Raw genomic sequence first — 13,526 nt, 5'->3', positions numbered from 1 at the left:
GTGTTGTGGGCTGAGCCTGACTTGGTTTGTCGTAGGTAGCTCTGGCGTGAAAAGGCTCGGCTGGTGTTTGCGCTGGTCAGGGCTGTTTGTGCTGGCCGGGGTGGTGGGGTTGGCGACCTTGTGTGCGGGGGCGGTGGTGGGTTTCGGCGAGGTGGTCGAGGCGGATGGTGTCGAGTGAGCGTTTCTCATCCTGAGCGCCAGGCGATCTCGATGGCGTGAACGGCGGCGACCGCTTGCCGACCTGACGATGATTCAGCCCAGCAGGCCGCGGATCTCCCGGACGAGGTCGATGGAGGCGTCGATCTCCAGTTTGCGGTTGGTGAGGCTCTCGACGTTGATCCCGAAAGGCAGGCCGAGGCGGCGGCAGTACGCGATCAGGGCCCGGGCGTTGAGGAGGCACTGCTCGTACGACGCGGCGAGGGGGTCGCCGCGGGTGATCTCGGCCTGGAGCCGTCGCGGGACCTCGATGCCGAGCCAGGTCATGAACTCCAGGGTCTTCACCGACCCGCACGGGGCCAGGGTCAGCACCACCGGCTTCGGGTCCAGGCCCTGGTCGCGGCAGCCGTGGGTGTTGTCGGAGAGCATGTTGCGGGTGTGGTCCAGGTCGTAGCAGACCTGGGAGACGAAGAACTCGCAGCCGGCGTCCTGCTTACGCAGCATGCGTGCGTGCTCCGTCCCCGAGGCGGCGTGCCGTTCGGCGATGACCACGCCGCCCATCCGCGGCGGGAGGGAGAACCCGGCATGCCGGCGGTAGGCCTCGGGAAGGCTCGTCCGGACCACCTGGTGCCGGGAGGCCGCGCCGACCAAGACGGTCAGCACCCGGTCGCGGTCGGCTTGCGACCACCAGCGGTCCAGCTGGTCGCCGGTGTACTTGCCCACGGCGCGGTAGACGATCACCGGGCCGGCCCAGTCGGCGAGGTGGCCGTCGAGGAAGTGGGCCGGGTCTTTTTCGGTGCCGTCGCAGATGGCGGTGATGGCGGCTTGGCGGATGAGTCGGGTGAGGGATCCGATGCGGCCGGCGGTGCGCTGGTGGAGGTAGGTGGCGTGGCGGGGGAGGGTGCCGTTTTTGTGGTGGGTGAGGTCGAGGTTGTTTTCGATGTCGGTGATGACGTCGCGGAAGGGTTCACGTGATCCGTGGCGGGCGGGGAGGGGGCCGCAGGTGATGAGGGTGGCGCGTCCGGCGAGCTGAGCGCCGCGGGTGCCGGAGAAGAGAGGTGTGTCGGTGCGATGCCGGCGTAGACGAACGTGGCGGGCAGGCGTTCGGTGAGGTCTTTCAAGAGGTCGGCGGCCTGGGCGCCGGTGGTGGTGCGGGGGTTGAGGCGGTGGATTTCGTCGATGAGGACGAGTTGGACACCGGCTTGGCTGGGGTGTGGCAGACGGCGTCGGTGATCTGGGTCTGGGTCATGCGGGTGGTGGTGGGGATGCCGAGGTAGCTGGCGAATTCGGTGATGAGTGCTTTCGCGGTGGCGCCGGGCGGGACGAGGACGTACGCGAAGGGTACCGCGGCGTGTGCTGATCCGGGCGGTGTGGGGTTTTTGCGGGTGTGGGTGAGGTGGCAGGTGCGGCCGACGTTCAGGAGGGCGGTCGTTTTGCCGGCTGCGGCGGGTCCGGGACGATCAGCGAGGGCCGTGCGGTGGCCTGTTGGTGGCGGCCGAGGATCATCAGGGTGCGGACCTGGGTGGCGAGTTGGCTGATGGCGGGGGTGCGGATGGTGACGAACGCGGAGTGGTAGGCGAGGCGTTGCTCCAGGCTGCGGGGTGGCTGGCCGGGCTGGTGCGGGGTGACAGGTTCGGTGGTGACGAATTGGTGCCAGCCCTGCCAGGTGGTCAGGGGCCAGGACGGCTCGGCCGCACCGCCGTCTGCGCCGGTGGCGCCGTTGTGGGCCCGGGGGTCGTTCGGGCTGGTGTCGCCGGCACGGGTGGCGTGGTCGGTGCGCGGGCGGGGGGTTACCACTTGTCGGCTTCCTCGTGTGCGTCGTAGAGCCCGAATCCGGTGGCCGCGGCGAGAGTGTCGTCGTCGGGGAGGTCGTCGAGGTCGTCGATGCTGTCGTCCTCGTGCCCCTGCGCTGGGTCGTCGGCGCTGGCCAGAGGCGAGCCCACGGCGTCTCGACAGCGAGAATGGCGGGATGGACGGACTGGGTGGGGCGCTGGCGCGGGCAGCTGCGGATGGCGATGTGGTGGACGGCTGGCTCCAGGGGCTGGCGAGCAATCAGGTGCTGCCGGTGGAGGCGCTGGCCCGGCTGTTGGAGTTCGACGAGCTGCCGATACCGGGCCGCTGGCTCCGGTACAGGACCTTGGATGCCGCAGCGACGGAGCTGCTGGTGGCTTCGCCGCAGGTCCAGCACCGGCTGGACGTGACGGAGAACGCGACGGCCGACGGCGACGTTCTGGCCCGGCTCGCGCGGGATCCGGAGCCCCGGGTCCGGTTCGTATGCGCAGTGATGCTTTTCGAGTACAAGCGCCGTATCCCTGCCGGGGTGCTGGAGATCCTTGCGCAGGACCCGGACCCGAAGATCCGGCGGATCGTCAGCTGGAGTGAGAAGCCGCCCGTCGCGGTGCGGGAGCCGCCGTCCGTGCTGACGGCGGAGTAGCGGGTGGCGCACCCGGATCCGGCGGTGCGGATGAAGGCCGCCGCTGATCCCGCGGTACCGACCGTCCTGGCCCTGCGACTGGCGGAGGATCCCGAGAACGACGTCCGGCTCGCGGTGTCGATGCGGGAGAAGCTGACGGAGGAACAGCGCACGGCCATCCCTTGCACGGTGTGGCAGGACTTCTGGTCTCCGCCACCCTGGATCGCACGGCAGGCGACGGACCCGGAGGCGGCCCGCCGGATCGCGAGGTCGGCGCACGTGGGGCTTCGGCGGGTGCTCGCGGCTCAGCCGCACCTGGCGCCGGACGTGGCGGCCCTACTTGCCGCGGACGAGGACGAGCGGGTGCGGCGCAGATTGGGCGAGTCGTGCGAGGACGCGCCGCACGAGCTGCTGGTGGAGCTGTATGCCACCGTGCAGGACCGGTACTGGTCGGGGTACCGCTACCACCGCAACTTCTCCCGGCCCGGCTTGGCCCGGTTCGCCGACGACCCCAACCCACGGCTGCGGCACGCCTCGTTGGACGACCTGGAGGCCGGGCCGGAGCTGGTGCTGCGGCTGGCCGACGACCCCGAGGTGGGCCACTGGGCGGTCCGCGACCCCAGACTGCCCACCAACGAACTGCTCCGGCGGCTCACCCTGCCGGCACATGCTGCGGCTGCCGCAGGCAATCCGGCACTGCCGGTGGCGGTCATGCACCACCTGCTGGACCTCGCCCGGGCACGCTGACCTTGGGTGAGCGGCTGATGCATGGCCTGCAGGGCGATCAGCCCGTCGTCCAGCTAGAGGTACCCGACCACTTCGGCCAGCACTACCAAGGCCGTCAGGCCGACGCAGCGTCACAAGATCAGCGCCAGAGCCCGCATTTCCCCAGGGCTGCGGTCACGTAATTCCCCCAGGAGCTGGACGGGTGTGTGGGGCGTGCTGTCCTGTGGCTGACGGAAACTGTTCGACGGACCGGGCCGGGACAGGCCATGATGCGCACTCGTGACGGCGATGAAGCAGTTCGTGATCCGGGCCGCGGCCCGCAACAACGCCGAGTGGTGCGCGTCGATGAGCCGATCGCACGGTTTGGCGGGCGAGTTCGGGTTGCAGGCTTGGGCCGTCCCGTCCCGGCCGCCGTTGTACTACCCCGACGCGGTGACGCTGGTGGGATGACGGGGACGGTAACGCGGACCTCTTCCGGCCCAAATTGCTCGATGACCCGGCCACGTCCGTGCTCGTCGGACGCTCCGCTGACGGCCTGGTGGCCGCTGGGGCGGTGGCGAGCCGCAACGACCATGTGGTCGGAATCTCCAATGTCTTCGCGGTGGAGGGCGGCGCTGACCGGGCCTGGCCGGTGGTGCTGGACGCAGTGCACCGGCTGTTCCCGACGCTGCCAGTGGTTGGCTATGAGCACGGCGCGGACCTGGATGCCGCCGTCCGCCATGGCTTCGAGGCGGTCGGTCCGCTGCGGGTCTGGCTGCATGGCTAATGGATCCGCGGATCAGGTCCTGTCGGCGGTGGGGTTCTTCGGTCGCTTGTTGGGGCGGTAGCTGGGGCCGTTCATGATGACCTGGTGACTGGCGTTGATCAGCCGGTCCAGCAGCGACTCGGCGACGACCGGGTTTGGGAAGAGGGGATACCGGTCGCTGGGCGTCCGGTTGCTGGTGATGATCAGGGGCCGGCCCTGCCGTTCGGAGACGAGTTCGTAGAGGTCGGCCATACCATCCGTCGTTGCCGCCGTGAGTCGTCCGTCCATGCACCCTAGTGGCAGGTTGAGGCGTTGCGCGGGATTCAGCGACGGGTTCGTCTCTCCAACCGGCAGCACGACGAGTACTCGGATCAGGACACCGTTCGCCTCGGCGAGGAGTTCAGACTCGTCAAGCACATCGTCAGCACGGGGGTCTGGCCTGCGGACGCGCGCTGGGTGACCGACCGCTGAGACGACGGTCCACTTGGCGACAGCCCGCGTGGCGCTCGTAGGATGCCCAGATGCTCAAGCCGTTACGGATGAGTCGCCGCACGTGGGTTGGCGCATGGGCGGTGCTGTGTGCGGCCGGTATCGCCGCCACCGTCGCACTGAACGCCTCCCCGGCGCCTGACCCGCAGCCCGAGAAGCCCGTCAGTGCCGAGTGCGCCGAGACCATCGCGGACATCGAGACGCAGCTGGCCAAAGCCAAGGCGGAAGGCAACGACGACGACGGCGTGCTGGCCTTCACGCGAACCCAGGTTGGCGCGGACGACTGCAGCGATGAAATCCTCGACCACTTCAGCGGCGACCGGTGAGCCGCCGTACAGGCCTCGCCGCGATAGCGGGGCTGATCGGCGTCGGTGCAGTGGCGATCATCGCCGTGAGCGCCGCGACGGAACCGGAGCCGCAGCCCACGCCCCCGCGGGTGTACTCCTCCTGCCTGGCGGCCGACACCAAGCCGATGTCTGCGGGCGACGACCCCTGCGACGGCCGTTGAGCTTGCCGTCTCAGTGCCTGGTTCTATCCTCCGCTGAACGTCACGGATGGACTGGGAGTCAGGCTGTGCAGATCGCAGGCGTAGACCTGTATGTGAATCACCCGCTGATGGCGCTCGGTTCGACCGAGTGGATCCCCACGACGCTGGCCCTCGACGGCGCTCCTGCCGCTGCGTGCGACACGCACGTCATCGTGCGAGTGCAGGCCCAGGTTGTGCTGGTCAAGGTTCGAGTCTTCAAGGATCACGGTGACGGGGATGAACACGGATCTGACAGAGAGCCTCTGATTACCGTGTTCGACGGGCATCTTCTGCTGAGTGACGGTCGGCTCGTAGTGGGGGATGTCGTCGGCGAAAGCCGATTCACCACTTCCCTGCTCGGGAAGCCGGGCAGGCGCCGGGTTCGGGTCTCGGTTGACGAGCCGCAGGGATGGGCTCGCGCCGTTGACGTCGTCATCAGCGCCGAGACAGTGTGGCGGAGCCGCATACCAGCTCGAACGATCTTCGAACTAGGTGGCTCACGTGTGGCTTCGCCGGACGTGGAGGCGGGCGTGCACCCGTGCGCCGTACCCCCGGCGGGTCAGACCCAGGTGGTGATGGGGGAGCATCTGCTCAGCCGTCGCCTGCCTCTGAAGGATCGTCATGCCTCCTGTCCTCCGTGCCGTACCCCCCGTCCTGCTCACCTGCCTGCTGATGACGGGCTGTTCGTCCGTCGAACTCGGCACACCGACACCGTCCGGGACCCAGAACCCTGCGCCCGGGGCGCCTGCCGGTTCAGGGCGGGCGATCGCGGTGGGCGCGGGCCCGCAGAAGCACTACACGGTGCAGCAGCAGCCGGCCGCCGGCTCGTGCCACTACCGCTTGGAGCACGGCGAGCCCCTCGAGGACCCCGCCTGCACGCCGGGCGCCATCTCTCCGGCGGTCACGCAGGCGAACCTGAAGTCGACGATCTGCCACAAGGGGCGGCTACACCTCCGGCGTGCGTCCCTCCGCGTATGTGACGGGCTCAACGCCGCCTCCTACGGATACACCGGCAGCATGGGCGATGCGGAGTACGACCACCTGATCAGCCTGCAGTTGGGCGGAGACCCCAACGACTCGCGGAACCTGTGGGTGGAGCCGGCCGACCCCGGCCACGGTAGGGGTGCCGGGGTGAACAACAAGAAGGACCCGGTGGAGATGAAGCTGCACACCGCGGTCTGCAAGGGCCAGATCCCGCTCGCGGCCGCGCAGCAGGCCATCGTCACCGACTGGACCACGGCCCTGACCACCCTTCACCTCGGCTGAAGAGGCGGCTGGAGGGCAGTGCGGGTCGTACGCCGGAATGTCCCCAACGCCTCTGTGACGGTCGCCGGTACGCGAGGGCCCCGGCTGGACGGGGGAGACCAGCCGGGGCCATAGGTGGTGGCGTGCGGAGGGCGGTCGCCTCTCGGCGGGGTGCTCCATGGGGCTTCAGCCGAACGATCGTCCCCATGGGCGCAAGGTGAGGCCCGGGGACACTGTCCCCTCCGCCAGCCACATACAGATGAACGGGCAACCGTCATGCGGTGTTCCCGCTCGTTGTCTTGGGCGCGCGGTGAGCTGGAGCACAGCCTTGGCAGTGGTCAGTCGGCGAAGTCGGCGACCAGGGCGGCGAATTCGTCCGGGCCAGGCGGATGCCGAGGCCTTTGGCCTCGGCGCGCTTGGATCCTGTGCCTTCCCCGGCCACGGCCAGGGTGGTCTCTTGCAGATGCTGGAGGCCCGTGCCGGGACCCGGAAAGTGCTCCGCCCTGGTCGGAGCTCTGGAGGGGCGAGTAGGCGGACTGTGTCTGCCGGCTCGAGCGGGTCAGGCGGCCTTGCGGGTCTGGGCGGTGGCCATCGGGCCCACTCGGTTACGAGGATGGCTGCATCAGCGCCGGTGAGCGCTTCGCTGAAGGTCGGGCGGCGGTCGGGGGGGCCAGGGGCACGCCAGTTTCACCGGCCAGTACCCGATCGCCGTCCTGTCCGACTGCGTCGTCTGCGCGGCCAACGGCACGTCGCCGCTGAACTTCCTGCCGTACAAGGACGGCAAGCCGCTGCCGGGCGGCTTCAAGCTCGGCATCAACCCGGGCCTGGTCAAGCACGAAGGCACCCAGGACGTCCTGTGGGGCGAAGAAGTCCGCGAGCGGTTCAACGCCCCCGAGCTCAACCTCGCCCGGTACATCAAGGACGGCACCGTCACCGACGTCGACAACGGAGAGTAGGAGAAGGCGACGATGAGCCTGTTCGGGGACGGCCTGGACGCCGCGGTGCAGAAGGCGTTCACCCGCCCGGCGCCCAAGAACGCGGGCCCGCAGATGCGGTACCTGGTCAAGCAGCTCAAGACCACGAAGGCGGTCGCCCAGATGCTGCGGATCTCGCAGCGCACCGTCGAGCGGTACGTGAAGGACCAGATCAAGAAGCGCCGCCCGGACCTCGCCGCGCGCCTGGAGCGCGAGGTGAAGAAGCGCTGGCAGCCGCAGATCCGGGCCAAGGCCCGGCAGAGGGCGGCGACCACGGGCGGCATCGTCGTCGACACCCGCGCCCGTATGGGCTACACCGCGCCGATCGTGTCGACGGACCAGGACCGTATCCGGCACCTGACCGTCGCCCTGCCGCCCCGCTACGCCGCCCGCCTCCTCGAGGCCCAGGAGGCCGGCGCCAGCGACGCCCGCCTCCAGGAGATCGCGGCCGAAGCGCTCAAGGAGGTGTACTTCCAGGACGGCGGCCCCGCGCCGGCTCCCTGGAGGAGGTCCGGTTCACGGACATCGAGCACCTCGAGTTCGACCTGTAGATCGCCCCGCAGCAAGGGCCCGAACCGCCTTCTGGGTTCGGGCCCTTGCTGCTGCTCCTGGCTGTGCCGAGCCGGTGAGGCATGGACTGTCAGAGCCCGCTCCTAGGATGCGGCCGTGGATCGAGACTGGATGCGACAGCGGCTTGAGGCGTTTGCCGATCTGGCCCTGCGCTATGAACGCAGTACACCGCCGGGCGACTACATAGGTGATCCGGCGCAGTATGAGCAACTGGGCCGCGCGGAGCCCACGGTCAAGCAGATCCTGCGGCTCCTGGATCCTCAGCTTGCTGAGAAGATCAACCTGGACCAGACGGCGGGCGAAGACATGGCCCGCGATGAGGTTCACCGGGGCCTGGGCATTCTGGCCGACATGGACGAATGGGCTGCCCGGCTCGTACCGGATGCACCCACTCTGCCCGCCGACCAGTTCCACCCCTGGGTGTGGGAGCCGGCTGCCCCGCTGTGGGGCGCAGAAGCCCGGCAGGACGCCGTCCTGGCCGCTGCCCGCACCGTGAACCGCCGACTCCAGCAGAAGCTGGGACGCCACGACATCGGCGAGATGGACCTGTGCATGCAGGCCTTCGACATGAAGGACCCCGCCGCGGGGAAACCTCGCCTGCGGTTCGACGGCGACCGCATCACCCCTACCTGGCGCGCCCGCCAGGACGGCGCCAAGTACCTCGCGGCCGGCGCCTTCCTCGCCCTGCGGAACGTCGCCGCTCACGAGGATGCGGTGACCTGGACCGAACAGGAGGCGCTGGAGCACCTGGCGACCTTGAGCGTCCTGGCCCGCTGGATCGAGCAGTGCACTGTGGAGCGCGCTGCCTAGACTCCGGCCAGCACTACTCATGCTCCGCCGGTTGTGGCCTGGGGAGTGCAGAAGCAGGCGCTCTTGGGGGAGCGTAGGTGGCCTTGCTAAAGGACTCCGGAGACCTCACGCGTCAGCGTTTGACACGGTTGCGGACAGCGAGGACCGCGAGGCCGAGGAGGACGGGTTCGGCCAGGCGGGAGGCCATCTCGATGTAGGTGCCGGCGGTGGTCAGGTCCTGGTCGGCGGAGCGGAACACCACCGAGTTGAGCGTGACGTTGAGGGCCTTCTCGAAGCGCTCGCCGGTGAACCGGTTCCCGCTGGGGTTGCGCGGATCCTCCCTGCCGATCTCGAAGGTCACTCTTCCGCCGCCGGGCGGCACGGTGCCGGTCGCCTCCTGCTTCGGGTCATCTTTGGGCAGGCCGAAACCCATCAGCAGCATGATGGTGACGAGCATGGCCGCGGCGAGCCAGCCCAACGCCCGGGAGGCGCGCAGGCCGTAGCCGGACAGCATCCAGTAGGCGTACAGAAGGCCGCGTTCGGCCCGGCTGGTGCCGGTACGGTCGTGGCGGCGCATCTCCATCTCGCCGTAGTAGAAGTCCGCCGCGCCCGGTTCGTTCTTGCTGTCCTCGAAGGCCTTACGCAAGGCCCGGTACATCGGCGCCAGCTGCGCCGGCCCCGCCTGCCCAGCTCCGCACACCGCCACGTTCCAGCCTCGGACCACGCCCGGCTGTCGCGCCCGCCAGTGGTGCTCCTCGGCGAGTACGCACCGCTCGGTGAACCGCACCGGCCGCCCAGCCCGCCAATGCGTACCGGGCGGCACAGAGTCGAAGGAACAGGTGCCCTCCAGGCGCACCTGATCCAGGTGCACGGTCCCGTTGAACAGGCATCCCGACAGGTCGACGTCGGCCAGCACCAGGTGGGCCGCGTCAACCCCGCACAGCGAGGCCATCCTCACCGCGGCGTCGGGCGCTCCGGCCAGCGGCGCCTCCGCCAGCTGGGCATCGTCGAGTACGAACGGCTCCGGCTCCGCGGCGATGGTGAGGGGATATTCGAAGACCGCGTGGGAGAAGTCCACTGCGGCGTAACGCAAGCGCACCTCGGCCGTTGACGACCAGCGGGTCCGACGGCACTCCAGACGGCGCGTAGCGATCGAAAGGGTGACCGGGCCGCCGAACAACGCGCCGGACAGCCTGGTGCGCCCCGCACACACCAACGGCCCGAATTTGTATGTCGTCTTGAAGGTCGCTGACTCGAACCTGGCATCGCTCTTGAAGATCGTTGCCGATTCGAACCAGGCGTCGCGCTCGAACGTCGCCGACCGGAAGGTGGCGGGGCCCTTGAAGATCGCCGACGCGAACCTGGCGTCGTCCTTGAACGTCGCCGACCAGTAACTGGCGTCACGCTCGAACGTCGCGGAGTCGAAGATGGCAAGGCCCGTGAAGGCCGCCTGGAACCTGGCGTCGCCCTTGAAGGTCGCCGATCGGAAACTGGCGGCGTGCTCAAACGTCGCCGACTGGAAACCAGCGTCGCGTTCAAACGTCGCCGCCTCGAAATGGGCGGCAACCTTGAAGGTTGCCGCCCCGAACCAGGCGGGACCTTCGAAGGTCGCCCACCTGAAATGCGCGGCGCTCTTGAACGTCGCCGACCCGAACATGGCAGGGCCCGAGAAGGTCGCCGACGCGAACAAGGCGTGGCCCTCGAAGGTGGCCGACCCGAAGTTGGCGGGGCTCTCGAACGTCGCCGACTCGAACCTGGCTCTGCCGAGGCGGGGGTGCCCGGTTGCGGGGTCGCGGAGTGCCTGGCGGAGACCAGTGAGGAGGGATGGAGTAAAGGGGGTGCCGCGGTGGTCGAGGTCGGCACCCGGGGTCAGACCGGCTAGGTAGGCGTCGCGGTCAGGGGCGTCCAGGTGGGCGAGGCAGGCCGTGTGGCCGGGTACGTGGATGCCGGGGCATCCGAACAGCCGCTCCGGGGTGGGGCCCTCGCCGCAGTGCGGCCAATTGGGCGGAGTCGGGGACGGGGTGGGGTTCGGCTGGGCCATACCCGGAAGACGATCCGGTGCGGCTGATAGTTGCCGAGGGCGCCGCGGGGCCGCTCACCGAAAATCCGTATGGGCCGACAGCTGGACGGCTGCTCTTGGTTCCGGACTGGGACGACCTGCGTCCGTCGGGGGAACCCTCCTGATCATGGACGGCTGACCGACATCACGCATTCAAGTCCAGTAACCGCCGACGTCGTACTCCCAGAGCAACGGCCGCCGCGCCGACATGGAGCACCAGGAGTTCGGCCTGTAGACGTCTCCGAACACTGGTGCGCCCTGGGCCAGTTGCTACGGGCGCGCTCGCGTATACGTCAGGGCGCATTTCCACTGTTCTGCCTGACAGCCATACACGCATCGGACATACTTCGAGCGGGTTCCATACCCACCTCGTGCACCACGAGTTCGGATGACCGAGTCACTCGTGGCGGCGTCTCCGTGCTGGAGACGGCTCGTAGTGCATGAGAGGGGATATGGGATGCGCTTTGCGCGTTTGGTGGACCGCTTCGTTGAGTCGTTGCGGTCCAGGGAGCGGGAGGTTTGGCAATGCCGAGCCGAGCGCTTCAGGTCCTGGCTCTCGTGGCTGACGTCTACCAAGACTTACGGCCGCGTGAAGCGCTGGATCTGGCAGGCCTCGCTGACAACGGTTTCCGCCATCGTCACCGCGGTCCTGGCCTGGCTTCTACACGGCCGCTAGCCCACGTAGGGGTCCCTCAAATAGCTTCCTAGTACTCCAGCTGTAGATCGTGATCTTGCTGGTGGGTGTAACTGCGCGCCCCAGTTGGCCACTGAGCGTTTCAGTTGGCCATTCTGAGCACGGCGTTCGCCCATGTCGGTTCGCCCGTTCGCGAGACGGCGAGAATGGTGTGATGAACCGAGTCATTCGCTTGGCGGCACTGGCCTGCATCGGGTCTGTCGCCCTGCTGTCCGGCTGTACCGCGGGCAGCGCCCCGAGTCCTGATCGCTCCTCCGCCGGTCCCCGTCCCACAGCCACCTCGACCGTCGCGCCTGAGGTCGCGGCCCAGTTGGCCGAACGCTACCGCCGGTCGGGCGGGGTGAAAGACGTATACGGGATTCAGCGGAGCTCCCGCCCCAACGGCGTCCCTCTGCTGACTGTGTGGACGCACAACCCGGACGACGACGCCGAGCCCTTCGATGAGCTCAAGGACTCGATCACTGGATTCCTGCAGCGCGAGGAGGGGCTTTCCCTGAGACACGGCTATCTGATGGATGTCTTCGGTCCGGACGGGAAGCTGCAGCACCGGCTCGACGCCCGCCCGTAGCTCCCAAGCGCCGAAGTCGCATCTACGCAGCAGGTAGTGGCCAACTGTGATGCCAGACTGGCCAACTAGCTAAGGCACTCAGTCACAGTGGGGCCGGCGCGGAGACGGGTGCGGCCACCGTTGATCATCGTGAGTTGTGTGGACTGACGATGAGACGGTGGCCGCAGGTCACAGCATAGATCCCGCTCGATGGCGGGAGGCGTTCGAGGTGGCCATGGGCCGGATCGCGGGCCGATTCACCCGGTACGAACCCCGCCTGCGTGCCGGGCGGTTCGTGCTGGGTCTGCTGTCGGACCTGCCGCGCAAGAACTGCTGGACGATCGCCGAGTGGGCCGGGGAGGCCAGCCCGCACGGCATGCAGCATCTGCTGTGCCGGGCAGTCTGGGATGCCGATGCCGTCCGCGATGACGTACGCGAATATGTCGTCGAGCACCTCCACGACGAGGCCGCGGTGCTGGTCGTCGACGAGACCGGCGACATGAAGAAGGGCACCCATACCGTGGGGGTCCAGCGCCAGTACACCGGCACGGCTGGACGGATCGAGAACTCCCAGGTGGCCGTCTACCTTGTCTACGCTGGCGCCCGGGGGCACGCGGCGGTGGACCGGGAGCTGTACATTCCGCGCTCCTGGACGTGCGACCCGGACCGCTGCCGGGCAGCGGGGCTCGGCGAGGACACCGCCTTCGCGACCAAGCCGGAACTGGCCCGCACGATGATCGAACGGTTCTGGGGCGCCGGACACCGCGTGGGCTGGGTCACGGGTGATGAGGTCTACGGCGGCAACCCGAAACTGCGCTCGGCTCTGGAGGAACGCGGCATCGGCTATGTCCTCGCGGTGGCCTGTTCGGCTGAAATGACCACCCGTGCGGGCGCGTTCCGCGCCGATACCCTGGCTGCGAAGGTGCCGACGCGGGCCTGGCAGAAGCTCTCGGCCGGGCGCGGCGCGAAGGGACAGCGGTTCTACGACTGGGCCGTCATCGATCTCGCCGAGGCGGCGCCGGGCAGGCGCCAGCTCCTGATCCGCCGCAACCGCACCACCGGCGAACTCGCCTACTATCGCTGTCATTCCGCCGAACCGACGCCCCTGGCAGCCCTGGTCAGGGTCGCCAGCTCCAGGTGGCAGGTGGAGGAGACCTTCCAGGCCGAGAAGGGGCTGGCGGGACTCGATGAGCACCAGGTTCGCCGCTACCCTTCCTGGGCCCGCTGGGTCACCCTCGCCATGCTCGCCCACGCCTTCCTCGCGGTCGTCCGTGCCGACGAACACGACCACAACCTCGCCCCGTACGGGCTGATTCCGCTGTCCTGCAACGAGATCCAACGCCTGTTCATCACGGTCGCTGTCCAGCCGCTGCACGGCATGGCTCACCGACTGAGCTGGTCCGACTGGAGGCGCCGCCATCAGGAGCGATCACGAACCAGCCACCTCCGGCGACAAGCCGCATCACAGACATGAAGATCACGATCTACAGCTGGAGTACTAGTAGTGCTTCGTTAGGTCTATACGTTTGTGCTGATCAAGAGCATGTTGAAAGTGTGGACACGCATGAAGTGAACCGATTACGGGCGGCGTTG

General features: G+C 68.4%; 14 protein-coding genes and 3 pseudogenes. 12 read left to right on the top strand and 5 right to left on the bottom strand.

Features of this window, described 5'->3' with window-relative positions:
• Nucleotides 1–252: 252 nt before the first annotated feature.
• Nucleotides 253–897 carry a hypothetical protein gene (locus ABZT02_RS41460; protein ID WP_356027589.1) on the bottom strand — a complete coding sequence of 215 codons (645 nt, stop codon included), beginning with the start codon at nt 895–897 and terminating at the stop codon, nt 253–255.
• A 21-nt stretch (nt 898–918) separates the two neighbouring features.
• Between ABZT02_RS41460 and ABZT02_RS41455 the strand changes: the two genes are divergently transcribed.
• Nucleotides 919–1,131: a hypothetical protein gene (locus ABZT02_RS41455; protein WP_356027586.1), complete on the top strand. Its 213-nt coding sequence runs from the start codon at nt 919–921 to the stop codon at nt 1,129–1,131.
• A 441-nt stretch (nt 1,132–1,572) separates the two neighbouring features.
• Here the strand turns inward: ABZT02_RS41455 and ABZT02_RS41450 are convergent, their stop codons facing one another.
• Entirely contained in the window at nt 1,573–1,953 is a 381-nt protein-coding gene (locus ABZT02_RS41450; RefSeq protein WP_356027583.1) for a hypothetical protein, read from the bottom strand.
• A complete protein-coding gene (locus tag ABZT02_RS41445; protein WP_356027581.1) occupies nt 1,947–2,099 on the bottom strand; it encodes a hypothetical protein in 153 nt (50 codons plus the stop codon). Before ABZT02_RS41445 ends, ABZT02_RS41450 begins: the two co-directional genes overlap by 7 nt.
• Before the next feature lie 26 nt (nt 2,100–2,125).
• Here ABZT02_RS41445 and ABZT02_RS41440 point away from each other — a divergent pair, with 26 nt between their 5' ends.
• From ABZT02_RS41440 to ABZT02_RS41430, 3 genes and pseudogenes are all read left to right on the top strand, one after another.
• Complete coding sequence (locus ABZT02_RS41440) at nt 2,126–2,590, top strand: hypothetical protein (RefSeq protein WP_356027578.1); 465 nt, start codon at nt 2,126–2,128, stop codon at nt 2,588–2,590.
• Nucleotides 2,591–2,593: 3 nt separating this feature from the next.
• Nucleotides 2,594–3,316: a hypothetical protein gene (locus tag ABZT02_RS41435; protein ID WP_356027576.1), complete on the top strand. Its 723-nt coding sequence runs from the start codon at nt 2,594–2,596 to the stop codon at nt 3,314–3,316.
• A 258-nt stretch (nt 3,317–3,574) separates the two neighbouring features.
• A pseudogene (locus tag ABZT02_RS41430) lies at nt 3,575–4,061 on the top strand (hypothetical protein).
• Nucleotides 4,062–4,073: 12 nt separating this feature from the next.
• Here the strand turns inward: ABZT02_RS41430 and ABZT02_RS41425 are convergent.
• Nucleotides 4,074–4,328, bottom strand: a complete 255-nt coding sequence (locus ABZT02_RS41425) for an ATP-binding protein (RefSeq protein ID WP_356027573.1) — start codon at nt 4,326–4,328, stop codon at nt 4,074–4,076.
• 233 nt (nt 4,329–4,561) lie between these two features.
• Here ABZT02_RS41425 and ABZT02_RS41420 point away from each other — a divergent pair, with 233 nt between their 5' ends.
• The 6 genes and pseudogenes from ABZT02_RS41420 to ABZT02_RS41395 all read left to right on the top strand — a co-directional run bounded on the left by ABZT02_RS41420 (nt 4,562) and on the right by ABZT02_RS41395 (nt 8,654).
• Nucleotides 4,562–4,855, top strand: coding sequence for a hypothetical protein (locus ABZT02_RS41420; protein ID WP_356027571.1), 294 nt, complete (start codon nt 4,562–4,564; stop codon nt 4,853–4,855).
• Nucleotides 4,852–5,037 carry a hypothetical protein gene (locus ABZT02_RS41415; protein WP_356027569.1) on the top strand — a complete coding sequence of 62 codons (186 nt, stop codon included), beginning with the start codon at nt 4,852–4,854 and terminating at the stop codon, nt 5,035–5,037. Before ABZT02_RS41420 ends, ABZT02_RS41415 begins: the two co-directional genes overlap by 4 nt.
• Nucleotides 5,038–5,676: 639 nt before the next feature.
• Nucleotides 5,677–6,321 carry a hypothetical protein gene (locus tag ABZT02_RS41410; protein ID WP_356027566.1) on the top strand — a complete coding sequence of 215 codons (645 nt, stop codon included), beginning with the start codon at nt 5,677–5,679 and terminating at the stop codon, nt 6,319–6,321.
• Nucleotides 6,322–6,977: 656 nt separating this feature from the next.
• Nucleotides 6,978–7,256 (top strand): annotated as a pseudogene (locus tag ABZT02_RS41405) (transcriptional regulator); the annotation flags it as partial.
• A 12-nt stretch (nt 7,257–7,268) separates the two neighbouring features.
• Nucleotides 7,269–7,825, top strand: a pseudogene (locus ABZT02_RS41400) (XRE family transcriptional regulator).
• Nucleotides 7,826–7,940: 115 nt separating this feature from the next.
• Nucleotides 7,941–8,654 (top strand): TIGR02391 family protein, encoded by a 714-nt coding sequence (locus tag ABZT02_RS41395; protein ID WP_356027563.1) that lies wholly within the window; start codon nt 7,941–7,943, stop codon nt 8,652–8,654.
• A gap of 112 nt (nt 8,655–8,766) precedes the next feature.
• On the opposite strand, the gene ABZT02_RS41390 is transcribed toward ABZT02_RS41395, so the two are convergent.
• Nucleotides 8,767–10,323, bottom strand: a complete 1,557-nt coding sequence (locus ABZT02_RS41390) for a pentapeptide repeat-containing protein (RefSeq protein ID WP_356027561.1) — start codon at nt 10,321–10,323, stop codon at nt 8,767–8,769.
• A gap of 1,217 nt (nt 10,324–11,540) precedes the next feature.
• On the opposite strand from ABZT02_RS41390, the gene ABZT02_RS41385 reads away from it, so the two are divergent.
• Nucleotides 11,541–11,954, top strand: a complete 414-nt coding sequence (locus ABZT02_RS41385; protein ID WP_356027559.1) for a hypothetical protein — start codon at nt 11,541–11,543, stop codon at nt 11,952–11,954.
• Between the two features lie 214 nt (nt 11,955–12,168).
• Nucleotides 12,169–13,407 (top strand): IS701 family transposase, encoded by a 1,239-nt coding sequence (locus tag ABZT02_RS41380; RefSeq protein ID WP_356027681.1) that lies wholly within the window; start codon nt 12,169–12,171, stop codon nt 13,405–13,407.
• The last annotated feature ends 119 nt before the right edge of the window (nt 13,408–13,526 follow it).

Source organism: Streptomyces sp. NPDC005402 (genome assembly GCF_040606575.1).
In the GTDB taxonomy this organism is placed as follows: domain Bacteria; phylum Actinomycetota; class Actinomycetes; order Streptomycetales; family Streptomycetaceae; genus Streptomyces.
Note: the sequence above shows the minus strand (reverse complement) of the source record. Positions and strands in the feature narration are given on the sequence as shown.

What these genes read in the sequence shown, in the direction of transcription:
- ABZT02_RS41440 (WP_356027578.1), top strand. Translation starts at nt 2,126, where the DNA reads ATGGACGGACTGGGTGGGGCGCTGGCGCGGGCAGCTGCGGATGGCGAT.
- ABZT02_RS41425 (WP_356027573.1), bottom strand. Translation starts at nt 4,328, where the DNA reads ATGGACGGACGACTCACGGCGGCAACGACGGATGGTATGGCCGACCTC.
- ABZT02_RS41420 (WP_356027571.1), top strand. Translation starts at nt 4,562, where the DNA reads ATGCTCAAGCCGTTACGGATGAGTCGCCGCACGTGGGTTGGCGCATGG.
- ABZT02_RS41410 (WP_356027566.1), top strand. Translation starts at nt 5,677, where the DNA reads ATGCCTCCTGTCCTCCGTGCCGTACCCCCCGTCCTGCTCACCTGCCTG.
- ABZT02_RS41385 (WP_356027559.1), top strand. Translation starts at nt 11,541, where the DNA reads ATGAACCGAGTCATTCGCTTGGCGGCACTGGCCTGCATCGGGTCTGTC.
- ABZT02_RS41380 (WP_356027681.1), top strand. Translation starts at nt 12,169, where the DNA reads ATGGGCCGGATCGCGGGCCGATTCACCCGGTACGAACCCCGCCTGCGT.